20 protein-coding genes are annotated in these 24,141 nt (G+C 72.9%); 14 read left to right on the top strand and 6 right to left on the bottom strand.

The annotated features are described in order from the left end of the window. The first annotated feature begins 85 nt into the window (after positions 1–85). The gene (locus SCK26_RS34045) at positions 86–898 is read left to right on the top strand and encodes a VOC family protein (RefSeq protein ID WP_318205214.1); all 813 of its coding nucleotides are present in this window, start codon (positions 86–88) and stop codon (positions 896–898) included. Here SCK26_RS34045 and glgX read toward each other — a convergent pair. Together glgX and SCK26_RS34035 are read right to left on the bottom strand one after the other, a co-directional pair. Continuing rightward, a complete protein-coding gene (glgX, locus tag SCK26_RS34040) occupies positions 873–3,089 on the bottom strand; it encodes a glycogen debranching protein GlgX (RefSeq protein ID WP_318205213.1) in 2,217 nt (738 codons plus the stop codon). The genes SCK26_RS34045 and glgX overlap by 26 nt on opposite strands. Beyond that, positions 3,086–3,598: a pep a2 gene (locus SCK26_RS34035; RefSeq protein ID WP_318205212.1), complete on the bottom strand. Its 513-nt coding sequence runs from the start codon at positions 3,596–3,598 to the stop codon at positions 3,086–3,088. Before SCK26_RS34035 ends, glgX begins: the two co-directional genes overlap by 4 nt. Before the next feature lie 303 nt (positions 3,599–3,901). Between SCK26_RS34035 and SCK26_RS34030 the strand changes: the two genes are divergently transcribed. From SCK26_RS34030 to SCK26_RS34005, 6 genes are all read left to right on the top strand, one after another. Continuing rightward, positions 3,902–4,201, top strand: a complete 300-nt coding sequence (locus SCK26_RS34030; protein ID WP_318205211.1) for a DUF5133 domain-containing protein — start codon at positions 3,902–3,904, stop codon at positions 4,199–4,201. A 111-nt stretch (positions 4,202–4,312) separates the two neighbouring features. After that, the gene (locus SCK26_RS34025; RefSeq protein ID WP_318205210.1) at positions 4,313–6,304 is read left to right on the top strand and encodes an alpha-1,4-glucan--maltose-1-phosphate maltosyltransferase; all 1,992 of its coding nucleotides are present in this window, start codon (positions 4,313–4,315) and stop codon (positions 6,302–6,304) included. Then, a complete protein-coding gene (treS, locus tag SCK26_RS34020; RefSeq protein WP_318205209.1) occupies positions 6,301–8,019 on the top strand; it encodes a maltose alpha-D-glucosyltransferase in 1,719 nt (572 codons plus the stop codon). Before SCK26_RS34025 ends, treS begins: the two co-directional genes overlap by 4 nt. Before the next feature lie 32 nt (positions 8,020–8,051). After that, on the top strand, positions 8,052–9,416 hold the full coding sequence (locus SCK26_RS34015; protein WP_318205208.1) for a maltokinase N-terminal cap-like domain-containing protein: 1,365 nt from the start codon (positions 8,052–8,054) through the stop codon (positions 9,414–9,416). A 3-nt stretch (positions 9,417–9,419) separates the two neighbouring features. Beyond that, positions 9,420–11,621, top strand: coding sequence for a 1,4-alpha-glucan branching enzyme (glgB, locus tag SCK26_RS34010; protein ID WP_318205207.1), 2,202 nt, complete (start codon positions 9,420–9,422; stop codon positions 11,619–11,621). A 93-nt stretch (positions 11,622–11,714) separates the two neighbouring features. Next, entirely contained in the window at positions 11,715–12,803 is a 1,089-nt protein-coding gene (locus SCK26_RS34005) for a glutamate--cysteine ligase (RefSeq protein WP_318205206.1), read from the top strand. A gap of 13 nt (positions 12,804–12,816) precedes the next feature. On the opposite strand, the gene SCK26_RS34000 is transcribed toward SCK26_RS34005, so the two are convergent. Then, positions 12,817–13,050 carry a DUF6480 family protein gene (locus SCK26_RS34000; protein ID WP_318205205.1) on the bottom strand — a complete coding sequence of 78 codons (234 nt, stop codon included), beginning with the start codon at positions 13,048–13,050 and terminating at the stop codon, positions 12,817–12,819. 149 nt (positions 13,051–13,199) lie between these two features. On the opposite strand from SCK26_RS34000, the gene SCK26_RS33995 reads away from it, so the two are divergent. The 5 genes from SCK26_RS33995 (at position 13,200) to SCK26_RS33975 (ending at position 19,878) form a co-directional block, all read left to right on the top strand. After that, positions 13,200–15,098: an AMP-dependent synthetase/ligase gene (locus SCK26_RS33995; RefSeq protein WP_318205204.1), complete on the top strand. Its 1,899-nt coding sequence runs from the start codon at positions 13,200–13,202 to the stop codon at positions 15,096–15,098. A 143-nt stretch (positions 15,099–15,241) separates the two neighbouring features. Further along, a complete protein-coding gene (locus SCK26_RS33990; protein WP_318205203.1) occupies positions 15,242–15,676 on the top strand; it encodes an ATP-binding protein in 435 nt (144 codons plus the stop codon). A gap of 216 nt (positions 15,677–15,892) precedes the next feature. After that, on the top strand, positions 15,893–17,269 hold the full coding sequence (locus SCK26_RS33985) for an NAD(P)/FAD-dependent oxidoreductase (RefSeq protein ID WP_318205202.1): 1,377 nt from the start codon (positions 15,893–15,895) through the stop codon (positions 17,267–17,269). Between the two features lie 92 nt (positions 17,270–17,361). Continuing rightward, positions 17,362–17,571 (top strand): DUF4287 domain-containing protein, encoded by a 210-nt coding sequence (locus tag SCK26_RS33980; RefSeq protein WP_318205201.1) that lies wholly within the window; start codon positions 17,362–17,364, stop codon positions 17,569–17,571. 96 nt (positions 17,572–17,667) lie between these two features. After that, entirely contained in the window at positions 17,668–19,878 is a 2,211-nt protein-coding gene (locus tag SCK26_RS33975; protein ID WP_318205200.1) for an FUSC family protein, read from the top strand. Positions 19,879–19,882: 4 nt separating this feature from the next. On the opposite strand, the gene SCK26_RS33970 is transcribed toward SCK26_RS33975, so the two are convergent. Further along, entirely contained in the window at positions 19,883–20,731 is an 849-nt protein-coding gene (locus SCK26_RS33970) for an RNA polymerase sigma factor SigF (RefSeq protein WP_318205199.1), read from the bottom strand. 346 nt (positions 20,732–21,077) lie between these two features. Here SCK26_RS33970 and SCK26_RS33965 point away from each other — a divergent pair, with 346 nt between their 5' ends. Next, positions 21,078–21,320 carry a hypothetical protein gene (locus SCK26_RS33965; RefSeq protein ID WP_318205198.1) on the top strand — a complete coding sequence of 81 codons (243 nt, stop codon included), beginning with the start codon at positions 21,078–21,080 and terminating at the stop codon, positions 21,318–21,320. Positions 21,321–21,592: 272 nt separating this feature from the next. Further along, positions 21,593–22,051, top strand: coding sequence for a cyclic nucleotide-binding domain-containing protein (locus tag SCK26_RS33960; protein ID WP_318205197.1), 459 nt, complete (start codon positions 21,593–21,595; stop codon positions 22,049–22,051). 30 nt (positions 22,052–22,081) lie between these two features. Here SCK26_RS33960 and SCK26_RS33955 read toward each other — a convergent pair whose 3' ends face one another. Next, positions 22,082–23,383 carry an MFS transporter gene (locus SCK26_RS33955; RefSeq protein ID WP_318205196.1) on the bottom strand — a complete coding sequence of 434 codons (1,302 nt, stop codon included), beginning with the start codon at positions 23,381–23,383 and terminating at the stop codon, positions 22,082–22,084. Between the two features lie 85 nt (positions 23,384–23,468). Beyond that, positions 23,469–24,083 carry a LysE/ArgO family amino acid transporter gene (locus SCK26_RS33950; protein ID WP_318205195.1) on the bottom strand — a complete coding sequence of 205 codons (615 nt, stop codon included), beginning with the start codon at positions 24,081–24,083 and terminating at the stop codon, positions 23,469–23,471. Between the last annotated feature and the right edge of the window lie 58 nt (positions 24,084–24,141).

Raw genomic sequence — 24,141 nt, 5'->3', positions numbered from 1 at the left:
ACTCGGCAGGCGCTTCCACCCCGTCCGGCCGGACACTGGTGTCATACCGGTGGCCGCCCGGCCCCGAGAGCAGGACCCGACTGCCATGAACCACCACAGCCCCGGTGGCGGACCGCGCGGACAGGACGTCGTCTCCACCCACTCCGTCTTCGGCGCACCCTGCTGGGTGAGCCTGACCAGCCGTGATCTTCAGGCCACGCAGGATTTCTACACGGCCGTACTGGGCTGGCAGTGGCGCACCGCCAAGCTCGGCGAGCACTTCCGGATCGCGCTGGCGGACGGCGTCCCGGTCGCGGGGATCGCCGCCGTCGCCTCCATGTGGCAGATGGCGGTGGCCTGGACGCCGTACTTCGCGGTGCGGGACGCGGACGTGGCCGTGTCCCGGGTCCGGGAGCGCGGCGGTACGGCGGCGGTCGGCCCGCTGTCCTTCCCGCCCGGCCGGGCCGCGCTGCTCGCCGACCGGGACGGCGCCACGTTCGGGATCTGGCAGGGCGACCTGGTCACCAACTGGGAGGCGTGGCGGCGGGCGGCGCCCACCTTCGTACGGCTGCACACCCGGGACGCCTTCGACGCGGCGATGTTCTACGGCGAGATCCTGGACTGGGCGTCCGGGCAGCCGGGCTGCTGCGAGGTGGAGTACGACGGCGGCGAGGTGCTGCTGCGCAGCGAGGGCGCCGTGGTGGCGCGCATCGACTCCGGCGCGGTGGAGGCCGCCCCGGACCCCTCGGTACGGCCGCACTGGCAGATCCACTTCGCGGTGACCGACGTGCCGGCCTGTGCCCGCGCGGCGGAGAAGCACGGCGGCAGCGTGCTGCGCGACGACGGCGGCCGGGAGGCGATCCTGCGCGACGCCGACGGCGCCCAGTTCACCGTCACCGCGCGCGGCGCCTGCCGCTGACCCGCCCGGCGCCGTCCCGCCCCTTCCCGAGAGCCTCACCGGCCCGCTCGGCCGCGGCACGGGACGGGCGGGACAGCAGGACCAGGCCGCGAGCCTCGACACGGAGCCGGGTGCCCGCCTTGCGTTCGCGTTCGTCGGGGACGCCGTCGGGGTCGGCGGTGTCGATCAGCGTGGTCCAGCGCTCGCCGAAGGAGTCGTCGGGCAGGCGGAAGACGACCGGCTCCCAGTAGCCGTTGACGAGCAGCAGGAAGGAGTCGTCGGCCATGGGACGGCCGTAGGGGTCGCGTTCGGCGATGGCGTCGCCGTTGAGGAACGCGCCGACCGAGTGCGCGTCCGCGCGCTGCCAGTCCCGGTCGGTCATCTCCCGGGCGTCGGGCCGCAGCCACACCAGGTCGGGCAGCGGCTGCCGGGCGTGGGTCGCGGTCTCGCCGCGGAAGAAGCGGCGCCGGCGCAGCACCGGGTGGGCGGCGCGCAGGGCGATCAGGCGCCGGGTGAAGCCGAGGAGGGCGCGCTGCTCGTCGGTGAGGTCCCAGTCCACCCACGAGGTCTCGTCGTCCTGGCAGTAGGCGTTGTTGTTGCCCCGCTGGGTGCGGCCGAGCTCGTCGCCGTGGCACAGCATGGGGATGCCCTGCGACAGCAGCAGCGTGGCCAGCAGGTTGCGCTGCTGGCGGGCGCGCAGCTCCAGGACGGCCGGGTCGTCGGTGTCGCCCTCCGCGCCGCAGTTCCAGGACCGGTTGTGGCCCTCCCCGTCCCGGTTGTCCTCGCCGTTGGCCTCGTTGTGCTTGTCGTTGTACGACACCAGGTCGCGCAGCGTGAAACCGTCGTGCGCGGTGACGAAGTTGACGCTCGCGCGCGGCCGGCGCCGGCTGTGCTGGTAGATGTCCGAGGAGCCGGTGAGCCGGGAGGCGAACTCGCCGAGCGAGCCGGGCTCGGCGCGCCAGAAGTCCCGTACGGCGTCCCGGTACTTGCCGTTCCACTCCGACCACAGCGGCGGGAAGTTGCCCACCTGGTAGCCGCCCTCGCCCAGGTCCCACGGCTCGGCGATCAGCTTCACGCGGCTGATCACCGGGTCCTGCTGGATCAGGTCGAAGAACGCCGAGAGCCGGTCCACCTCGTGGAACTGCCGGGCGAGGGTGGCGGCGAGGTCGAAGCGGAAGCCGTCGACATGCATCTCGGTGACCCAGTACCGCAGCGAGTCCATGATCAGCTGGAGCACGAAGGGGTGCCGCATCAGCAGGCTGTTGCCGGTGCCGGTGGTGTCGTAGTAGTGCCCCCAGTCGCCGTCGACCAGGCGGTAGTAGGAGGCGTTGTCGATGCCCCGGAAGGACAGCGTGGGGCCCTGTTCGTTGCCCTCGGCGGTGTGGTTGTAGACCACGTCGAGGATGACTTCGAGGCCGGCCGCGTGCAGCGCCTTCACCATGGCCTTGAACTCGTTGACCTGCTGGCCGCGGGTGCCGAAGGCGGCGTAGGCGTTGTGCGGGGCGAAGAAGCCGATGGTGTTGTAGCCCCAGTAGTTGGACAGCCCGCGGTCCTGGAGGATGCCGTCCTGGACGAACTGGTGCACCGGCATCAGCTCCACCGCCGTGACGCCGAGCGAGGTGAGGTGCTCGGTCACGGCCGGGTGCGCGAGGCCGGCGTAGGTGCCGCGCAGCCGCTCGGGGATGTCCGGGTGGGTGCGGGTCAGGCCGCGGACATGGGCCTCGTAGATCACCGAGTCCGCGTACGGCGTCCGCGGCGGCCGGTCGTCGCCCCAGTCGAAGAACGGGTCGGTGACCACGCCCAGCATGGAGTGGCCGGCGCTGTCGGCGGGGGCGGGGCCGTCCTGGGCACGCTCGTACAGCGAGGGGTGGTTGTCGATCTGGCCGTCCACGGCGCGGGCGTACGGGTCGAGCAGCAGCTTCGCGGGGTTGCAGCGGTGGCCGAGCGCGGGCTGCCAGGGGCCGTGCACCCGGTAGCCGTAGCGCTGCCCGGGGCCGACGCCGGGCAGACGGGCGTGCCAGACGAACCCGTCGACCTCGTGCAGCCGGATCGGGGTCTCGGCACCGGCGTCGTCGACGAGGATCAGCTCCACGCGCTCGGCGACCTCGCTGAACAGGGCGAAGTTGGTGCCCTGTCCGTCGAAGGCGGCGCCCAGCGGGTAGGGGTGCCCGCTCCAGACGGGCACCCCTGCGCGTGACGTGCGGGCGGTCACCGGCTGCCCTCCAGGGCGGCGTCACCGGCGGACGCCCGGCCGGCCAGCACGGTCACCGGCTCGTCGCGGGGCACCTCCAGGTCCGTGCGCAGCGTGGGCGCGGGGGCGAGCGGCACCAGCGGGACGCGCTGGCCGGCCCGGGCCCGCTGCGAGAACCAGATGATGGTGATGCCGGTGTCCGAGGCGCAGCAGCCCCAGCCGTCGCTCATGGCGGCGATGTCCGCCAGGCAGGACCGCAGGTCCGGGTCCGGGCGCAGATCCGGGTCGTCGCCGCCGAAGGCGGTGATGAGGTGCTGGCCGTTCCACCACAGCTCGATGGAGGTGCGCTTGTTCCTCGCGTGCGCGTCGATCGCCCGCAGCAGCAGCTCGGCGCCGCGGCAGACGGGGTCCACGAGGTTGTCCAGATCCCAGTAGCGCAGATGGGCGGCCAGGATGCGGCCGACCTGTCCCACCCGTTCCGGACCGACCTCCACGTCGAGGTGGTAGTAGCAGGGCACTGCGGTCTTCATCGTCGCTTGCTCCTCACCGGCGAAGCTCTCGCTCCCCTCGCCCGCCCGGACGGTCTCCCGGGCACACAGCGTGAGCGTTGATCGCTTCAGAGTCATCTCCACGGTGCGCTCACTACGCCATTCGTGCAACACGAGCCACGATCACCCCCCTCTCGTTGAAGTTCCAACAAGACGCTGCGTCGCCGCGCGTGCACCATGAGTGAAAGCCTCGATCGCCGTAACGGTGCCGCGCCCTCCCCTGCGCGGACACCACCCGACCGTCGGGAACGCGCCCAGTCGAGAGCGTGGAAGGTGAACAGGGCCATGCTGCTACCCGCCAAGGCCGAAGTGGCCCGGCAGCTGCGGCGATACCGGGCGTGGGAGCGCGTGATGCTCGCCTCGCCGCACGACCGCACGGTCCGGGCCACCTTCGAGGACTCGGGGTACACCCTGTGCGTGCTGATGGGCAAGCGCTGTGCCCGCGAGGCCGCGGACGCCGCCGAGCGCTATCTGCGCACGAACCTGGTCACCTATCTGCGGGAGCAGGACGGGCGGCCGCAGCCGCGCCGGACGGCGAGAAGAGCGCCGCCGTCGGAGCGGCGTTCCACGGCGCCAAGCCCCTGACCTGGCACCGTACAAGGCGTTCCCCGCGGGACCGGCGAGCGGCCGGTTCCGGCTATCGGATCGCGGAGCCGGGCCGGGCGCCCGGCTCCGCGCACGGCGGAGGTGAGAAACATGCGCAGGACCCCGGCCATCGGCCGTGTACCGGTACGTGATGTCCGGCCGGCCGTGGAGTGCGGCAGGCGCCCGGCGAAAGCGGTGGCCGGGGAGACGTTCGAGGTCACGGCCACCGTGTTCCGCGAAGGGCAGGACGCCGTGGGCGCGAATGTGGTCCTGCGCGATCCGAAGGGCCGGCGCGGCCCCTGGACGCCGATGCGGGAACTGGCGCCGGGCAGCGACCGCTGGGGAGCGGAGATCACCCCGGACGTGACGGGACGCTGGACCTTCCGCGTGGAGGCGTGGAGCCATCCGCTGGCCGCCTGGCGGCACACCGCGTCGGTGAAGGTGCCGGCCGGGATCGATACCGGGCTGGTGCTGGAGGAGGGCGCGGAGCTGTACGAGCGGGCCGCCGCAGGGGTGCCCAAGGGCCCGGAGCGGGACCTCGTGCTGGCCGCCGCCCGGGCCCTCGGCGACGACACCCTCTCGGTCCACCACCGGCTGAAGGCCGCGCTGTCCCCGGAGGTGGAGGAGGTGCTCGCCCGGTATCCGCTGCGGGAGCTGGTCACCGCCTCCGACGCGATGCCGCTGCTGGTGGAGCGCGAACGCGCGCTGTACGGCTCCTGGTACGAGTTCTTCCCGCGCTCCGAGGGCACCGCCGAACGCCCGCACGGCACCTTCCGCACCGCCGCCCGCCGGCTGGGCCCGATCGCCCGGATGGGCTTCGACGTCGTCTACCTCCCGCCCGTCCACCCCATCGGCACCACCCACCGCAAAGGCCCCAACAACTCCCTGACCGCCGGCCCCGACGACGTCGGCGTGCCCTGGGCGATCGGCTCCCCCGAGGGCGGCCACGACGCCGTCCACCCGGACCTGGGCACCCTGGAGGACTTCGACTTCTTCGTCGCCGAGGCCGGCAGGCTCGGCCTGGAAGTGGCCCTGGACTTCGCGCTCCAGTGCTCACCGGACCACCCGTGGGTGGAGAAGCACCCCGACTGGTTCCACCACCGCCCCGACGGCTCGATCGCCTACGCCGAGAACCCGCCGAAGAAGTACCAGGACATCTACCCCCTGGCCTTCGACGCCGACATGGACGGCCTGGTCGCCGAGAGCGTGCGGATCCTGCGGCACTGGATGGACCACGGCGTGCGCATCTTCCGCGTCGACAACCCGCACACCAAACCGGTCGTCTTCTGGGAGCGGGTCATCGCCGAGATCAACCGCCGCGACCCGGACGTGATCTTCCTGGCGGAGGCCTTCACCCGCCCGGCGATGATGCACACCCTGGCCCAGATCGGCTTCCAGCAGTCCTACACGTACTTCACCTGGCGCAACAGCAAGCAGGAGCTGACGGAGTACCTGACCGAGCTGTCGGGCGAGGCGGCGGCCTACATGCGGCCGAACCTCTTCCCCAACACCCCCGACATCCTGCACGCCTACCTCCAGCACGGCGGACGGCCCGCGTTCGAGGTCCGGGCCGTGCTCGCCGCGACCCTCTCCCCCGCCTGGGGCATCTACTCCGGCTACGAACTGTGCGAGAACACTCCGCTGCGCGAGGGCGGCGAGGAGTACCTGGACTCGGAGAAGTACCAGCTCAGGTCCCGTGACTGGGAAGCCGCCGAACGCGAGGGCCGCAGCATCGCGCCGCTCGTCACCCGCCTCAACACCATCCGCCGCCGCCACCCGGCACTCCGGTACCTGCGCAACCTCCACTTCCACCACACCGACAACGACGCCGTGCTGGCGTACAGCAAGCGCACCGGGACGGACACGGTCGTCGTGGTCGTCAACCTCGACCCGCACCACACCCAGGAGGCCACGGTCTCACTGGACATGCCGCGACTCGGCCTGGACCCGCACGAGTCCGTGCCGGTGCACGACGAACTGACCGGCGAGACATACCACTGGAGCGGCACCGCCTACGTGCGGCTCACGCCCGGCCGGGCGCCGGCGCACGTGCTCCACGTCGGGCGCTCGGCGCCCCGGACCGGAGGGCCCGCAGCGTCATGACCGTCAACGAGCCCGTTCCGGACACCTTCGAGGACACTCCCGCCAAGGACCGGGACCCCGAGTGGTTCAAACGCGCCGTCTTCTACGAGGTCCTGGTCCGCTCCTTCCAGGACAGCAACGGCGACGGCGTCGGCGACCTGAAGGGCCTGACCGCCAAGCTGGACTACCTGCAATGGCTCGGCGTGGACTGCCTGTGGCTGCCGCCGTTCTTCAAGTCACCGCTGCGCGACGGCGGTTACGACGTCTCCGACTACACCGCCGTCCTGCCGGAGTTCGGCGACCTCGCCGACTTCGTGGAGTTCGTGGACGCCGCCCACCAGCGCGGCATGCGCGTGATCATCGACTTCGTCATGAACCACACCAGCGACCAGCACCCGTGGTTCCAGGAGTCCCGCAAGAACCCCGACGGCCCCTACGGCGACTACTACATGTGGGCCGACGACGACAAGCAGTACCAGGACGCCCGGATCATCTTCGTCGACACCGAGGCCTCCAACTGGACCTTCGACCCGGTACGCGGCCAGTACTACTTCCACCGCTTCTTCTCGCACCAGCCGGACCTGAACTACGAGAACCCGGCCGTCCAGGAGGAGATCCTGGCCGCCCTGCGCTTCTGGCTGGACCTCGGCATCGACGGCTACCGCCTGGACGCGGTGCCCTACCTCTACGCGGAGGAGGGCACCAACTGCGAGAACCTGCCGGCGACCCACCAGTTCCTGAAGCGGGTGCGCCGCGAGATCGACGCGCTCTACCCGGACACCGTGCTGCTGGCGGAGGCCAACCAGTGGCCGGAGGACGTGGTCGACTACTTCGGCGACTACTCCGCCGGCGGCGACGAGTGCCACATGGCCTTCCACTTCCCCGTCATGCCCCGCATCTTCATGGCCGTACGCCGCGAATCGCGCTACCCGGTCTCCGAGATCCTCGCCAAGACCCCCGCGATCCCCTCCACCTGCCAGTGGGGCATCTTCCTGCGCAACCACGACGAGCTGACCCTGGAAATGGTCACCGACGAGGAACGCGACTACATGTGGGCCGAGTACGCCAAAGACCCCCGCATGCGCGCCAACATCGGCATCCGCCGCCGCCTGGCCCCGCTCCTCGACAACGACCGCAACCAGATCGAGCTGTTCACCGCCCTGCTGCTGTCCCTGCCCGGCTCACCGATCCTCTACTACGGCGACGAGATCGGCATGGGCGACAACATCTGGCTCGGCGACCGCGACGCCGTCCGCACCCCCATGCAGTGGACCCCGGACCGCAACGCCGGCTTCTCCTCCTGCGACCCGGGACGCCTGTTCCTGCCGACGATCATGGACCCGGTCTACGGCTACCAGGTCACCAACGTGGAAGCCTCCATGTCCTCCCCGTCCAGCCTGCTGCACTGGACCCACCGCATGATCGAGATCCGCAAGCAGAACCCCGCCTTCGGCCTGGGGTCGTTCACGGAACTGACGTCCTCCAACCCGGCGGTGCTGGCGTTCCTGCGCGAACACGGCGACGACCTGGTGCTGTGCGTCAACAACTTCTCCCGCTTCGCCCAGCCCACCGAACTCGACCTGCGGGCCTACGACGGACGGCACCCCGTCGAGCTGATCGGCGGAGTGCGCTTCCCCGCCATCGGCGAACTGCCCTACCTGCTGACCCTGCAAGGCCACGGTTTCTACTGGTTCCGGCTCACCCGAGTCGCATCCCGCATCGGCCGCCGCCGCTGACCCGTCCGGCGCCGAGGAAAGGACGCGTCACCATGCCGAACACCATCACCTCACGACCGCGCGCCGCGACCGCGCTCGACGGGCCCCTGGACTCGCTCGGCGGACTGTTGCGCGAATGGCTGCCCGGGCAACGCTGGTTCGCGGGCAAGGACCGGCCCGTCACCGATCTGTCGGTGCTGTCCGTGACCGAACTGTTCCCGGGCTGCCTGCACCTGCTGGTGCACGCCTCGCACGTGCCGGTGCCCACCCCCGGCGGCACGCCCCCGCCCGGGGACTGCTACCAGCTGCTGCTGAGCCTGCGCCGGCACCTCGCGCCGCGCCTGGAACGGGCGTTCATCGGACGGGCCACGACGGGACCGCTGGCCGGACTGGCGGTGTACGACGCGCTGCACGACCCGCGCTCGGCCCATCTGCTGCTGGAGCGGCTGCGCCGGCCCGGCGCGGCGGGCCCGCTGCGCTTCGAGGCGGATCCGGCCGCCCGGGTGCCCGGCGGCCTGCCGCCGCGGCTGCTGGACGCCGAGCAGTCCAACTCCTCGATCGTCTACGGCGACGCGTACATCCTGAAGCTGTTCCGGCGGATCCAGCCCGGCGTCAACCCGGACCTGGAGGTGCCGGCGGCGCTGGCCGCCCTCGGCTGCTCCCGGGTGCCGGCGCCGGTGGCCTGGTTCACCACGGCCGGTCCCCGCCCGGCCACCCTCGGAGTGCTCCAGCCGTTCCTGCCGGACGCCGCCGACGGCTGGTCGCTGGCCCTCGGCGCGCTCGCCGCGGGCGACGACTTCACCGCCGAGGCCCGGGCGCTGGGCCGGGCCATGGCCGAGGTGCACCTGGCGCTGGCCGAGGCCTTCCCGCCGGCCGGGCCGGGCGAGAACTGCCGTACGGCGGAGGCGATGCGCGCCCGGCTGGACGCCGCCGCGCACGCCGTACCCGGGCTGCTGCCCTTCGTGCCCGGCCTCCGGGCCGCGTTCGCGGCGCTGGCCACCTGCGACACCGGTCCGCCCGCCCAGCGGGTCCACGGCGACCTGCACCTGGGGCAGGTGCTGCGGGCCGGCCGCGACTGGTTCGTCATCGACTTCGAGGGCGAGCCGTCCCGGCCGCTCGCCGAGCGGCGCACCCCGCAGTCCCCGGTGCGGGACGTCGCCGGGATGCTGCGCTCCTTCGACTACGCGGCCCGGCAGCGCCGCCCCTGGCGACCCGAGTGGGCGCGCCGCTGCCGGGAGGCGTTCTGCGCGGGCTACGCGGCCCGGGCTGGCTGGGATCCACGCAAGAAGCACGCGCTGCTGCGCGCGCACGAGACGGACAGGGCGGTCTACGAGGTGCTGTACGAGGCGAGACACCGACCGGACTGGCTGCCGGTTCCGATGGCGGCGATCAAACGGCTCGCCGTGTGGGGAGGCTGACGCATGGCACTGCGCGACACCACCCGCCCGGAGGCCGCGGGCCCCGTGCCCCCCGTGGCCGAGCCGCTGGACGCCGCCGAGCGCGGCCGGCTGCTGGCCGGGGCGCACCACGATCCGCACGCGCTGCTGGGCGCCCACCCGGTGCCGGGCGGCACGCTGCTGCGGGCGCTGCGCCCGAACGCCCGCGCGGTGAGCGTCGTGGCCGACGGCACCCGCACCGAGCTGCGCCCGGAGGGCGACGGGCTGTTCGCCGGCGTGCTGCCGGGCCCGGACATCCCGTCGTACACCCTGCTGGTGGCGTACGACGACGGCGAGCAGGAGGTGCACGACCCGTACCGCTTCCTGCCCGCCCTCGGTGAGCTGGACCTGCATCTGATCCGGGAGGGCCGGCACGAGCAGCTGTGGCGGGCGCTCGGCGCGGAGCCGATGGTCCACCAGGGCGTGGCCGGCACCCGGTTCACGGTGTGGGCACCGAACGCCCGGGGGGTGCGGGTGGCCGGGGACTTCACCTACTGGGACGGCACGCAGTACCCGATGCGCTCGCTCGGCGCGTCCGGGGTGTGGGAGCTGTTCCTGCCCGGGATCGGCGAGGGCACCCGGTACAAGTTCGAGATCACCTCCCGGCACGGCCACCGGTTCCTGAAGGCCGACCCGATGGCGCGGTGCACGGAGGTCCCGCCGGACACCGCGTCGGTGGTGACGGCCTCGCACTACGCCTGGGACGACGCGGAGTGGATGGCGCACCGCGGTGACACCCCCGTGCACCAGGCGCCGTTCTCGGTGTACGAGGTGCATCTGCCGTCCTGGCGGCCCGGCGCGACCTACCGGCAGCTCGCCGAGGAACTCCCGGCCTACGCACGGGAGATGGGCTTCACCCATCTCGAACTGATGCCGGTGGCGGGCCATCCGTTCAGCGGTTCGTGGGGATATCAGGTCACCTCCTACTACGCGCCGACGCCCCGGCTCGGCTCCCCGGACGACTTCCGGTACTTCGTGGACGCCTGTCACCGGGCCGGCCTCGGAGTGATCATGGACTGGGTGCCGGCACACTTCCCGAAGGACGACTGGGCACTGGCCCGGTTCGACGGGGACCCGCTGTACGAGCCCGGGAACGCCGCCCGTGCCGAGCACCCGGACTGGGGGACGTACGAGTTCGACTACGGCCGCACCGAGGTGCGCAACTTCCTCGTCGCCAACGCCGTCTACTGGTGCGAGGAGTTCCACATCGACGGGCTGCGGGTGGACGCGGTCGCCTCGATGCTCTACCTGGACTACTCGCGCGACTCCGGGCAGTGGGAGCCGAACGTGTTCGGCGGCCGGGAGGACCTGGACGCGGTCGCCTTCCTCCAGGAGATGAACGCCACCGTCTACCGGCGCTGCCCGGGCGTGGTCACCATCGCCGAGGAGTCCACCGCCTGGGACGGGGTGACCCGGCCGACCGACGGCGGCGGGCTGGGCTTCGGGCTGAAGTGGAACATGGGCTGGATGCACGACTCGCTGGAGTACATCCAGAAGGAGCCGGTGCACCGCAAGTACCACCACGACGAGATGACCTTCTCGATGGTGTACGCCTACAGCGAGAACTACGTCCTGCCGATCTCCCACGACGAGGTGGTGCACGGCAAGCGGGCGCTGGTGTCGAAGATGCCCGGCGACTGGTGGCAGCGGCGCGCCAACCACCGCGCGTATCTCGGCTTCATGTGGGCCCATCCGGGCAAACAGCTGTTGTTCATGGGGCAGGAGTTCGCGCAGGGAGCGGAGTGGTCCGAGGCGCACGGCCCGGAGTGGTGGCTGCTCGGCGACGACTACCACTCGGCGGGCGACCACCGGGGCGTGCAGTCACTGGTCCGCGATCTGAACGGGGTGTACCGGGCGACGCCGGCGCTGTGGCAGCGGGACACCGATCCGGGCGGCTTCCGGTGGGTGCTGTGCGACGCGGCGGACGACAACGTGCTGGCGTTCCTGCGGTTCGCCGCGGACGGCGGCCCGCTGCTGGCGGTGTCGAACTTCTCCCCGGTCGTCCGGCACGGCTACCGCCTGTGGGTGCCCGAGGGCGTCGCCGCCTGGCGGGAGGAGCTGAACACCGACGAGGTGCGCTACGGCGGCGGCGGTGTCGGTGCCGGCGGGCCGGTCAAGGCCGAGGACGGGGCCCTCACGCTGACGCTGCCGCCGCTCGCCACGCTCTGGCTGGTACCGGAGGGCTGAGACGCCGCAGGTGTCGGCGGCCGTCCGGGGGGCAGTCGAGGTCGTACAGAGCCTCGACTGCCCCCCGCGGCACGACACAGAAGGGCGGCACCATTGCGCACCGTAGGAGTGGAGGAGGAACTCCTCCTGGTCGATCCGGACAGCGGCGACCCGAAGGCGCTGGCGACGGCCGTCCTCGCCCGCGCCGCCCAGGACGACCCCGGACAGCAGGTCTTCGAAAAGGAGCTGTTCGGGCAGATGCTGGAGTTCGCCACGCATCCGCAGTCGGACATGGCGCGACTCGGGGACGAGATCGTCCGCTGCCGCAAGGAGGCGGCCCGGCACGCCGGGGAGATCGGCTGCGCCGTCGCCGCGCTGGCCACCTCGCCGCTGCCGGTCAGCCCCTCGCTCAGCGTCAACGAGCGCTATCAGTGGCTGGCCGAGCGGTTCGGCATCCCGACCTGGGACCAGCTCGTGTGCGGCTGCCATGTGCATGTTTCCGTGGAGTCGGACGAGGAGGGGGTCGCCGTCCTCGACCGGCTGCGCCCGTGGCTGCCGGTGCTCCGCGCGATCAGCGCCAACTCGCCGTTCTGGCAGGGCCGCAACACCGACTACGCCAGCTATCGCAGCCGGGTGTGGAACCGCTGGCCGTCGGCCGGGCCGGCCGAGCCGTTCGGCACCGCCGAGGACTATCACCGGCGGGTGGCCGACATGGTGGCCACGGGCGTCGTGCTGGACGAGGGCATGGTCTACTTCGACGCGCGGCTGTCCGCCCGTTATCCGACGGTGGAGATACGGGTGGCGGACGTGTGCCTGTACGCGGAGACCGCCGTCCTGCTCGCCACGCTGGTCCGCGCCCTCGTGGAGACGGCCGCGGCCGACTGGCGGGCGGGCCGGCCGACGCCCGGCACCGGAGTGAGCCTGCTCAGGATGGCCGACTGGCAGGCCGCCCGGTTCGGCCTGGAGGAGGACCTGCTCGACCCGGTCACCCTGCGGCCCCGGCCCGCCGCGCGGGTGCTGGACTCCCTGCTGGAGTACACCGGGGACGCGCTCGCCGGCAGCGGCGACGCCGACCGCGCCGCGCAGGGCGTCGCGGAGCTGCTGCGCCGGGGCAACGGCGCACGGGAACAGCGCCGCCTGCTGGAGCGCACCGGCAGCCTGCGGGACGTGGTCACCGAGTGCGTGCGGCACACACAGGGGTGAGCGTCCCGCTCGCTCACAGGATCATGATCAGCGCGTAGACCAGGAAGAACGCCGCGACCATGACCACCAGGACCAGGATCGCGGTCAGCGGCGCCTTCGCCCAGCCCTTCGTCGGATTGTGCGTCTCCCGGGGCCCGGCCTCGGGCATGCTGCTCTCGGCGGGCGGCGTCTCGCCGGGCGGGACACCGCCACCGGGCTCCAGGCCGGTGCTGCGCTCGGGCTCCGGATCGGGGTTCACATGACTCATGTCCCCCGAGTCCCCAGGACGGGCCCACATCATCAGCCGATCACGACTTCCCGGTTCCGGTCACCGAACGCCGGCCCCTGAGCTACATTCGAGCACCGCCGGCAGCGAGCCGCTCGACGGTGTGACCCCGCGTACCCCAGGAGCAGCGCATGCGGAACGTCGCCTCCGCTCCGGCCGCCGTCCCGCCGCTCACCGGCGGTCTCGCCGACAGCGTCTTCGCCAGGGCGGAGCGCGAGCCCGCGCTGCCGGTGCTGGCGCACCGCGCCGGACCCGCCGCCCCGGTCTGGCGGACGGTGACGGCCGGGGAACTGCGGGACCGGGTGGCGGACGTGGCCCGGGGCCTGGTGGCCGCCGGGATCTCGCCCGGCCACCGGGTGGCCCTGATGTCCCGGACCCGCCACGAGTGGACGGTGTTCGCCCACGCCGTGTGGGCCGTCGGCGCCGAGCTGGTGCCCGTCCACCCGGCCTCCGCGCGCGAGCAGGTCGAGTGGATGCTGCGGGAGACCGGCTGCGTCGCCGTGCTCGTGGAGGACGAGCACGGCGTCATGACCGTCGGCACGGTGTGCGCCCGGCTGCCCCGGCTGCGGCACGTCTGGCAGCTGGACACGGGCGCCCTCGCCGATCTCGCCGCGGACGGCGCGGCGGTGCCGTACACCACCGTGGAGTCGCTGCGCCGGCTCGTCCCGCCGGACGCCACGGCGGCCGTCGTCCACACCTCCGGCACCTCGGGGCGTCCGCTGGGCTGCGCGCTCAGCCACCGCGGCCTGGCCTACCCGTGCGACACCCTGCTGGCCGGCTGGGCGCACACCGCGGCGCGACCGGGGCAGCGGCCGTCCGTCCTGGCCTTCCTGCCGTTCTCCCATGTGTACGGCCTGATGATCATGGTGATGTGTGTGCGCGGCGGCGTCCTGCTGGGGCACGAGCCGGAGGTGACCGAGGCGGCGCTGACATCGGCCCTCGGCACCTTCCGGCCGACGTATCTCCACGGGGTGCCGTCGGTGTACGAGCGGCTCCACAAGACCTTTCTGCGCACCGCGCGACAGGCGGGCCGGGGCGCGCTGTTCGAGCGGGCCGCGCGCACGGCGCGGGACTTCGCCGCGGCCGAGGAGCGCCGGCGGCTGGGCGCCGGGCCGGGCCCCGGGCTGGAGCTGCGGCTGCAACACGCCCTGTACGAGCGGACGGTGTACCGCGGGCTGCGGGCCGCGCTCGGCGGCCGGGTGGTCCGCGGCACCTCCGGCGGCTCCGCGCTCGGCCGCGAACTGGGCCTGTTCTACGAGGGCATCGGCATGTTCGTGCACGACGGCTACGGACTCACCGAGACCTCCGGCGGGATCACCATGCAGCCGCTGGGCCGGGAGAAGTCCGGGACGGTGGGGACGGCGCTGCCGGGCACCGCGATCCGGGTGGCCGACGACGGCGAGATCCTGGTCCGCGGGCCCTCGGTGTTCCAGGGCTACGCCGGTGACGAGCAGGCGACCCGGGCCGCGCTGCGCGGTGGCTGGCTGGCCACCGGGGACCTCGGGCGGCTGGACGCCGACGGCTATCTGACGATCACCGGACGCAAGAAGGACGTCATCGTCACCAGCTCGGGCAAGACCGTGGCGCCGGGCCCGCTGGAGGAGCGGCTGCGCGCTCATCCGCTGGTCCACCAGGCGGTGGTGATCGGCGACGGCCGGCCCTGTGTCGGCGCCCTGATCGCCCTGGACCCGGACTTCCTCGCGCACTGGCGGGCCGCGCTCTCGCTGCCGGGCGACGCCCCGGCCCGGGAGGCCCGGGAGGAGAACGCGCTGCGGGAGGAGATCACGCGGGCGGTGGCCTCCGCCAACAGCGCGGTGTCCCGCGCGGAGTCCATCAGGGTCTACCGTGTCCTTCCGGAACCGTTCGCGGCGGACGACGGGTTGCTCACACCGTCCCTGAAGCTGCGCCGGGACGCCGTGGTGCGGCACCACTCCGCCGAGATCGAGGCGATGTACGCGGCCCGGTCCCGGCCGCGGCCGGTCGTGCGGGAGCCGGCCGACCGGGACGAGACGGACGACGTGTTCCGCTGAGAAGGCGGTGCCCGCCGGGGGGAACCGCGGGGCGGGAAGGGCGGAAGGATAGTCCGCGCCAGCTGGGGAACCCGCAGCGCAGCGAACAGATCAGCGACGAGGACCGTCCGGCCGTCGAGGCCGGACGGGGCCGGGGAAGCGAGATGGCGACGGAGCCGCGTTGGGACGACACACCACCGTCGGAGGAGAAGTACGAGCGCACGTTCTCCTTCCCTGGTGAGCTGCGCAACGTCACGGGAGCGCGGCTCGCGGCGGAGGAATTCCTCCGCGCGCTCTCCCGGGACGCACCACCGTGCGCCCAGGAGTACTGGGACGACATCCTGCTGGTGGTGACCGAACTGGCCGCGAACGCCATCCAGTACGCGCCGGGCCCCTTCGACCTGCGGTTGCGCCGCACCTTCGACGGGGTGCACGTGATGATGCGGGACACCAGCCCGGAGCGGCCGGAGCCGCGGCCCTTCCACCCGCGCACCGGAGGCGGCGGGATCGGCTGGCATCTGGTGCACACCCTGTGCAGCCAGGTCAGCGTCGTCGTGCACGACACCGGCAAGGACATCCACGCGTTCCTGCCCTGGTGACGCGTGGGACGCCGGACGGCGGGCCGTACGACGTGTAGGCGGGCGCGCACCGGTTACTCCACCCGGCAGCGGGGGCGTGGTGCCCCCCACGCGTTCGGCTGGCTGCCACGCCCGGCTGGCGGGGTGGCCGCGGGCGCGGTGGGATCGGATTCGGCGCACAGCGAACCGGGGCAGGACGGCGGCGTCGAGCCGGGCCGCCCGGAGCCGCAGAAAGGGATGAACACCGTGACACGACCCAGGATCCTGGTGGTGGGCGCAGGCTTCGCCGGAGTCGAGTGCGTCCGCCGCCTGGAGCGGAAACTCGCCCCCGACGAGGCCGACGTCACGCTGGTGACGCCGTCCTCCTACCAGCTCTACCTGCCTCTGCTGCCCCAGGTCGCCTCCGGCGTGCTCACGCCGCAGTCGATCGCCCTGTCGCTGCGCCGCAGCAAGAAGTACCGCACCCGGATCATCCCGGGCGGTGCGATCGGGGTGGACCTGAGGTCCAAGGTGTGTGTCGTCCGCACCATCACCGACAAGATCGTCAACGAGCCGTACGACTACATCGTGCTGGCCCCGGGCAGTGTGACCCGCACCTTCGACATCCCCGGGCTGACCGACCACGCCTTCGGGATGAAGACGCTCGCCGAGGCCGCCTACATCCGCGACCACGTCATCTCGCAGCTGGACCTGGCGGACGCCAGCGACGACCCGGCCGAACGGGCCGCGCGGCTGCAGTTCGTGGTGGTCGGCGGCGGCTACGCGGGCACGGAGACCGCGGCCTGCCTGCAACGCCTGACCCACGCCGCCGTGCAGCGCTATCCGCGCCTGGACCCGGGCCTGATCCGCTGGCACCTGATCGACATCGCGCCCAAGCTGATGCCGGAGCTGGGCGACAAGCTGGGCCGCAGCGCGCAGGAGATCCTCGGGCGGCGCGGTATCGAGGTCTCGCTGGGCGTGTCGATCGACAAGGCCGGCGCGGAGGAGGTCACCTTCACCGACGGCCGGGTGGTACCGACGCACACCCTGATCTGGACGGCCGGAGTGGTCGCCAGCCCGCTGATCGCCACGCTCGGCGCGGAGACGGTCAAGGGCCGGCTGGCGGTGACCGAGCAGATGTGCCTGCCGGGCCACGACGGGGTGTTCGCGCTCGGCGACTCGGCGGCCGTGCCGGACCTGGCCAAGGGCGACGAGGGCGCGGTCTGCCCGCCCACCGCGCAGCACGCCATGCGGCAGGGCAAGGTGGTCGCCGACAACGTCATCGCCACGCTGCGCGGACAGCCGATGCGGCCCTACGAGCACAAGGACCTGGGACTGGTCGTCGACCTCGGCGGCAAGGACGCGGTGTCCAAGCCGCTCGGCGTGGAGCTGCGCGGGGTGCCCGCGCAGGCGGTGGCCCGCGGCTACCACTGGTCGGCGCTGCGCACCAACGTCGCCAAGACCCGGGTGATGACCAACTGGATGCTGAACGCGGTCGCGGGCGACGATTTCGTGCGCACCGGCTTCCAGGCCCGCAAGCCCGCCCGGCTGAAGGACTTCGAGTTCACCGACTCCTATCTGACACCGGAACAGGTGCGGGCCCGGGTGGAGGGCGCGGCCGTCGGCCCGTCCTGATGTGACCGTGATCACCGTCGGCCGCCGATGAGTCCGGCCCGGGCCGGCCGTCGTACCAGGTGATCACGGAACACCACGCGGAGGGACGCACCATGACCGAGAAGACCGTCAAGGGCCCGGCGAGTTACTTCCCCTCGATCGAGAAGAAGTACGGCCGCCCGGCCGCCGAGTGGCAGGAGCTGATCCGCTCCTCGCCGCTGACCCGGCACGCGGAGCTGGTCGGCTGGCTGAAGTCGGCGCACGGGCTCGGCCACGGGCACGCGAACGCCCTGGTGGCCGCCACCCTGGCCGAGGGCAGGTAGCCGGAGCGGGCGTGCGATGCTGGGTCGCGGATCGATGTCCGGTACGGGAGAGAGCGCGACCAGGTGACGGCACGGGGACGGTCGGGACGGGTACGGATGTGGGACCGGCTGGCGGCGTCGGACCCCGGGCTGCTCCGCCTGACGGCGGGACTGCGCACGGTCACCGCCATCGCCCTGACCCTCGCCGTCCTGGCCGCTGCGGGCGTCCCGGTCCCGCGTCTGGTCGCCGGCGCCATGGCCGCGATGGTCGCCACCTTCGCCATCCGCGAGAAGCAGCCCGCCCGGCAGGCCGTCACGCTCGCGCTGGGCCTGCCGGTGGCGCTGGCCTCGGTGTCGCTGGGCGCGCTGCTCAACCAGCGTGTCGTCGTCGGCGACCTGTTCTTCGTCGCGCTGATCTTCGGTGCCGTCTACGGCCGCCGGTTCGGCGACCGCGGCACGGCGCTCGGGCTGATCGGGTTCCAGGTCTACTTCCTGTCGCTGTTCGTGCAGGCCACGACGGCCGCGCTGCCCGCGCTGTACGCCGTCATCGCGGTGGCGTTCGCGTGCAGCGCCACCGCCCGGTTCGTGCTGCTGCCGCAGACCCCGGCGGGCACCCTGGACCGGCTGCGCCGGGCCTTCCGCGCCCGCCTCGCCCAGTTGCTCGCCAGCCAGGCCAAACTGCCGGACGCCGGGCCCGAGGAGGTGGAGAAGGTGCTGGAGGAGCTGCGCACCCGCACCGCCCGGCTGCACGAGACGGCGCTGCTGATCCAGGGCCGGCTGGAGGACGGCACCTCCGACCCCGCGGTGGCCCGGCTGCTGCAACGCCGGATCGCGGACGCGGAGATCGCGGCCGAGCGGCTGGGACTGCTGCTGCTCACCGCGCGCAGCGCCGAGCGGACCGACACCCTCACCCTGCATCTGCCGGGCGCCCCGGTGCCCTCGGGAGTCGAGCTGCCGGTGCGGGACGGGGCGGCGGCCGCGCTGCGCCGGGACCTGCGGGCGCTGCGGGTGCTGATGCTGCGGCCGGCCGGCGAGGCGCCCGGGGCCGCGCTCGCCCAGGTGCGCAACCGGCTGCTGGGCTACCGCGAGGAGGAGAACCTGCCGGACGCCTCCCCGGCCGTGCAGGACGTCTTCCGCGGGCTCGGCGAGGCGGCCCGCGCCGCGCTCGGTCTCCGGCTGGCCCTGGACGGGCCGCAGGACGAGTCCGCCGACACCCCGGCGACCACCCGCTCGCGCGAGGAGCTGGACGCGGAGGACACCGCGATCGAGATCAGCGAGGAGCGGGCGCCGCAGGCGGAGCCGTCCGGGCTGCGCCGGCCCACCACGCGGGCCGCGGTCCAGGTGGCCGTCGGTTCCTCGCTGGCCATCGCCGGCGGCGAGCTGCTGTCCAGCCAGCGCTGGTACTGGGCGGTGCTGACGTGCTGGATCGTGTTCCTGAACACCGCCTCCACGGGCGAGATCCTGGTGAAGGGCTACCGGCGGCTGCTGGGCACGGTGCTCGGCGTGGTGGCGGGCATCGGGCTCGCCGGGCTGGTCGGGCACCACACCTGGATGGCGTTCGGCCTGGTGCTGGTGTTCATCTTCGCGATGTTCTACACCGCGCCGCTGTCGTACACGCTGATGTCGTTCTTCGTCACGGCGATGCTGGGGCTGCTCTACACGCTGCTGAACACCTACAGCGCGGCGGTGCTGGTGCTGCGGATCGAGGAGACGGCGCTCGGCGCGGCCTGCGGGGTGTTCGCGGCGGCGGTGGTGCTGCCGGTGCACACCGACCGCCGTACCAACGAGCTGCTGGTGGCGGTCCTGGAGCGGCTGGCCGAGGTCACGCGGGGCGCCGTCGACCAGCTCAGCGGCGGGCCGGGCGGCGATCTGGTGGAGCGGGCACGGGAGCTGGACCAGGCGCTGGCCGACCTGCGCGCGGCCACCCAGCCGCTGACCCATCCGATCACGCCGCTGCGCTCGCGCCGGGACTCGGTGCGGTACGTGGTGGCGCTGCTGGAGACGTGCGCGTACCACGGGCGGTCCCTCGCGGCCACGGCCGAGCTGCTGCCCACGCACCCCTCGATCGCGGCCGATCCCCGGCTGCGCGGGGCCTGCCGGCGGATCGTGCACAACATCGAGGCGATCGCGGCGCACGTGGCCGATCCGCGCTCCGCCGAGGAGATCGAGAGCGGCTCCAGCATCGCGTCGATGCTGGAGCCGGGAACCCTGCGCACCCCGCGCTACGGCCGGGTGACCGACCGGGTGCTGCGCCATCTGCAGCGGCTGGACGAGGCGGTCTCCGGTCTGGCGCGCCCGCTCGGCGTGGCCGGCGGCCCGGCCCGGTGAGCTTTCAGCGCGACCCGGCGGAGCCGGGCCTGCGCGTGCCGAGCGCCTCGTCGCGGATGCGGGCGCAGCTGCGGCTGATCAGCCGGGAGACGTGCATCTGCGAGATGCCGAGCCGGTCGGCGATGCGGCTCTGGGTCATGTCCTCGAAGAAGCGCATGTAGAGGATGGCCCGCTCGCGCTCGGGCAGCCGGCGCAGGCCCTCCTTGGCGGCCTCCCGGTCGACGACGACGTCGAAGGAGGTGTCCGTGGCGCCGAGGGTGTCGGCGAGGCTGTAGCCGTCGTCGCCGGCGGACAGCTCGGCGTCCAGGGAGAGGGTGCTGAAGCTCTCCAGCGCCTCCATGCCGGCGTTCACCTCCTCCTCGGTGAGCCCGGTGTGGGCGGCGATGTCGGCGACGGTGGGCTCGGGGCTGCCCGGGTTCTGGGTGAGTTCCCGCCGGGCCACCCGGACCCGGTTGCGCAGTTCCTGCACCCGGCGGGGCACCCGGAGGGCCCACATACGGTCGCGGAAGTGCCGCTTGACCTCTCCGGTGATCGTGGGCACGGCGTAGCTCTCGAAGGCACCGCGGGAGGGGTCGAAGCGGTCGATGGCCTTGACCAGTCCCAGTGCGGCCACCTGGCGCAGGTCCTCCACGGACTCGCCGCGGTCGCGGAACCGGCCGGCGATCCGGTGGGCCATGGGCAGCCAGGCGGTGACGAGTTCATCGCGTACGGCGTCCCGCTCGGGGCCGTCCTCCAGCTCCGCCAGCCGGGCGAACAGCGCCGCGGTGTCGGGGGCGTCGTCGTGGTTGCGGCGGGCGGACGCCCCGGCGGGGGCGGTCGTGCCGGGACGGCTTGTCGACATGTCGGTCAGCATGCGGAATCGCTCCTGAACGTGGTTTCAGGGCACCTCCGGAAACAGGGGTTCCGGGTTCTGGCCCGAACGGTGGTGTCAGGGTTTCGCCGCGGGTGAGCCACCGGGCCCGGCGGGAGGGGCCCAGGCAGCGGGTCTCTTCCCCGCTGGGCGCGCGCCTCCGGTCCGAAGCACGAGATTCCGCCTGCCCCCTGCCCCGGCGGTCAAACACCCCCGATGAACGGAACTTCGCTCCACCACTCCGGTACCGGCCTCTGGCACAAGCGGAACGAGGGACCGGGCCGCGCTCGCGGCCCGGCACGCCCGGTAGGGGTGCCATCACCCGGCCGCTCCCGGGTACCCGCCGGATATGAAGGATGTCGTGGACGCGGACGAGTTGTTGCGCCGTATCCGGCGCGGTCGGGAGCACGCGCAGGAGCAGGAGGAGACATGGCGGGAGCGGGCCCGGAGCCTCGCGGCGACGGATCCGGAGGGCGCCGCCGAGGCGGCGGACCGGGCGCGGGCGTTCGAGGCGGTGCTGCGGGTGCTGGAGGAGATCGTCGATCCGGGCAAAGCTCGCGCGCGGGCCGACGGAGTGAAACAGGTCACCTGACCCGGTTCAGGCCGCGGAAAGGCCTGATAATTGGTTTACTATTCATCCATACGTGATGCGGGCGCGGCGCGGAACCGTCCTTCCCCCCGCCACGCGTCACCGCATACGGCCCTGGCTGGTTTCCCCCGTCCAGCCAGGGCTTTTCGCTGCCCGGAAACGGCCGGGAGGCGGCGGGCACCCCGGGTTCGAGGTGCCCGGGACGGCGGCAGCGGCTGAAATGGGCTTAGGCACAGCACCCCGACCGCATCCGCCGCCGGCGAGGAGCCCCGCGCATGACCAAAGCGATCAAACTGCTCACCGCCCTGCCGCAGGCACAGCGCGAGCGCCTGATGGAGGTGGCCCAGGAGGTCTCCTTCCCCGAGGACAGCCGCATCTTCGAGGCGGGCGGCACCGCCGACCGGTTCTGGGTGATCCGCTCGGGCGCGGTCCACCTGGACACCGAGGTCACCTCCCGGCAGCGGGTGACCGTGGCCATGCTCGGCGCGGGCGACCTGCTCGGCTGGTCCTGGCTGTTCCCGCCGTACGAGTGGGACTTCGGCGCCGTGGCCTTCACCGACGTACGCGCCTACCAGTTCGACGGGCCGTCGGTGCTCGGCCTGTGCGTGGAGGACCCGCTGCTCGGTCTCTCGGTGGTGCGGACGGTGGCCGAGATCCTCGCCCACCGGCTGGAGACGACCCGCGGCAAGCTGATGGAGCAGTACACGATACGGCGGCAGGCCGGCCCGCTCTAGGGCCGCTCCGTCAGCCGCGGTACCGGCCCGTCAGACGCGGTACCGGCGCAGGGCCGGGACGGCGCCGGCCAGGGCCAGCATCGCCACGACGACCAGGGCGCCGCCGCCCGCGACGGCGGCCCGGGGGCCGAACGCGGCGCCGGCGGTGCCGTGCAGGACGTCGGCCAGCCGCGGCCCGCCCGCCACGACCACCGTGAAGACCCCCTGCATCCGGCCGCGCATCTCGTCGGTCGCGGCCGACAGCAGGATCGCGCCGCGAAACACCATGGAGACCATGTCGGCGACCCCGGCCGCGGCGAGGAAGACCACGGCGACCCAGAGGTTGCCGCTCAGCCCGAACCCGGCGATGGCCACGCCCCAGCCGACGACCGCCCCGACGACCATCCAGCCGTGCCGGCGGGCCCGCGAGAACACCCCGGAGAACAGGCCGCCGAGCACCGCGCCGACCGGGATGCCGGCGAACAGCACACCGAGCGCCAGGCCCTCGCCGTAGGAGCCGTAGCTCTCCGCGGCCAGCTGCGGGAACAGGGCGCGGGGCATGCCGAACACCATGGCGACGATGTCGGCGAGGAAGGACAGCAGCAGCACCTTGTGCCGGGAGATGTACCGGAACCCGTCCGCTATCTCGCGCAGCCCGGCCCGGCGGCGGCCGGTCCCGCCGAGCGGCGGCAGGGCGGGCAGCCGCGCGACGGCCCACACGGTCGCGCACAGCGCCACCGCGTCGATCAGGTACAGCTCCGGCAGCCCGACGACCGGGATCAGCGCACCGGCGAGCAGCGGGCCGGCCACCAGGCCGGTCTGCATCACCGTCGAGCCCAGCGCGTTCGCGGCCGGCAGCTGCTCGGCCGGCACCAGCCGGGCTATCGAGGCGCTGCGGGCGGGCGCGTTGAGCCCGAAGAACGCCTGTTGCAGCGCGAGCAGGACCATGAGGACGACCACGGAGTCCAGGCCGCTGACCGCCTGCGCCCAGAACAGCAGCGAGGTCACCGCGATGCCGCTGTTGGTGACCAGCAGCAGCTTGCGCCGGTCGACGGTGTCGGCGATCGCCCCGCCCCACAGCGCGAAGGCCACCATCGGCACCAGGCCCGCGAAGCTCGCGTAGCCGACCCAGGCCGAGGAGTGGGTGATGTCGTAGATCTGCTTGGGTACGGCGACGGCGGTGAGCTGGCTGCCCACGGAGGTGACGATGGTCGACGACCACAGCCGCCGGTAGGCGGGGATGCGCAGCGGACGGGTGTCCATCCCCCAGCGGCGCCAGCCGCGCCGCGGCGGGTCCCCGGCCGCCGGAGGTCCGGTGGTGGTCTCGGTGGTGCTGCTCTCGCTCGTGTCCACGGCTGTCCTGGTTGCTCGTTACAGCTTTCCGGTTCGAAAGCCCGACTATCTCAGCAGCAACCGGTTGGCATCGAGCAGGGCGCGGTCAGGACCCGGCGATCAGGCTGACGCCCAGGACCAGCATGGTGACGGCGACCAGGCCGTCCAGCACCCGCCAGGCGCCCGGCCGGGCCAGATACCGGCCGAGCAGCCGGGCGCCGAAGCCGAGGGCGGTGAACCAGCACACGCTGGCGAGCGCGGCGCCGAGCCCGAAGGTCCAGCGCAGCGGGCCCCGGTCGGCGGCGAGCGAGCCCAGCAGGAACACGGTGTCCAGATAGACGTGCGGGTTCAGCCAGGTCATCGCCAGGCAGGTGAGCACCGCCCGGCGCCGGGAGCCGGCCGCCTCGCCCTCCGCGTGCAGCCCGGCGCCCGGCCTGAGCACCCGGCGGCCGGCCAGCACGCCGTAGCAGAGCAGGAAGACGCCGCCGACGACGCCGACCGCGCGGAGCGCGCCCGGCCAGGCCACCACCACCGCGCCGACCCCGCCGACGCCGAGCGCGATCAGCACCGCGTCGGACAGGGCGCAGATGCCGACCACGGTGAGCACGGCGTCGCGCCGCACCCCCTGCCGCAGGACGAAGGCGTTCTGGGCACCGATGGCGACGATCAGGGAGAGGCCGGTGCCGAATCCGGCGGCGGTGGCGGTCAGGGCGTGGTTCATGCGGAGGACGCTAGAGAAAGCACCGCCTCAAGTACAGCTAATGATTTTTACGTACCCT

The sequence above is a fragment of the Streptomyces sp. SCL15-4 genome (genome assembly GCF_033366695.1).
GTDB lineage: Bacteria > Actinomycetota > Actinomycetes > Streptomycetales > Streptomycetaceae > Streptomyces.
Note: the sequence above shows the minus strand (reverse complement) of the source record. Positions and strands in the feature narration are given on the sequence as shown.

Coding starts and splice junctions, on each gene's coding strand:
- SCK26_RS34045 (WP_318205214.1), top strand. CDS start 86: ATGAACCACCACAGCCCCGGTGGCGGACCGCGCGGACAGGACGTCGTC.
- SCK26_RS34035 (WP_318205212.1), bottom strand. CDS start 3,598: ATGAAGACCGCAGTGCCCTGCTACTACCACCTCGACGTGGAGGTCGGT.
- SCK26_RS34030 (WP_318205211.1), top strand. CDS start 3,902: ATGCTGCTACCCGCCAAGGCCGAAGTGGCCCGGCAGCTGCGGCGATAC.
- SCK26_RS34025 (WP_318205210.1), top strand. CDS start 4,313: ATGCGCAGGACCCCGGCCATCGGCCGTGTACCGGTACGTGATGTCCGG.
- treS (WP_318205209.1), top strand. CDS start 6,301: ATGACCGTCAACGAGCCCGTTCCGGACACCTTCGAGGACACTCCCGCC.
- SCK26_RS34015 (WP_318205208.1), top strand. CDS start 8,052: ATGCCGAACACCATCACCTCACGACCGCGCGCCGCGACCGCGCTCGAC.
- glgB (WP_318205207.1), top strand. CDS start 9,420: ATGGCACTGCGCGACACCACCCGCCCGGAGGCCGCGGGCCCCGTGCCC.
- SCK26_RS34000 (WP_318205205.1), bottom strand. CDS start 13,050: ATGAGTCATGTGAACCCCGATCCGGAGCCCGAGCGCAGCACCGGCCTG.
- SCK26_RS33995 (WP_318205204.1), top strand. CDS start 13,200: ATGCGGAACGTCGCCTCCGCTCCGGCCGCCGTCCCGCCGCTCACCGGC.
- SCK26_RS33990 (WP_318205203.1), top strand. CDS start 15,242: ATGGCGACGGAGCCGCGTTGGGACGACACACCACCGTCGGAGGAGAAG.
- SCK26_RS33985 (WP_318205202.1), top strand. CDS start 15,893: ATGAACACCGTGACACGACCCAGGATCCTGGTGGTGGGCGCAGGCTTC.
- SCK26_RS33980 (WP_318205201.1), top strand. CDS start 17,362: ATGACCGAGAAGACCGTCAAGGGCCCGGCGAGTTACTTCCCCTCGATC.
- SCK26_RS33975 (WP_318205200.1), top strand. CDS start 17,668: ATGTGGGACCGGCTGGCGGCGTCGGACCCCGGGCTGCTCCGCCTGACG.
- SCK26_RS33970 (WP_318205199.1), bottom strand. CDS start 20,731: ATGCTGACCGACATGTCGACAAGCCGTCCCGGCACGACCGCCCCCGCC.
- SCK26_RS33965 (WP_318205198.1), top strand. CDS start 21,078: ATGAAGGATGTCGTGGACGCGGACGAGTTGTTGCGCCGTATCCGGCGC.
- SCK26_RS33960 (WP_318205197.1), top strand. CDS start 21,593: ATGACCAAAGCGATCAAACTGCTCACCGCCCTGCCGCAGGCACAGCGC.
- SCK26_RS33950 (WP_318205195.1), bottom strand. CDS start 24,083: ATGAACCACGCCCTGACCGCCACCGCCGCCGGATTCGGCACCGGCCTC.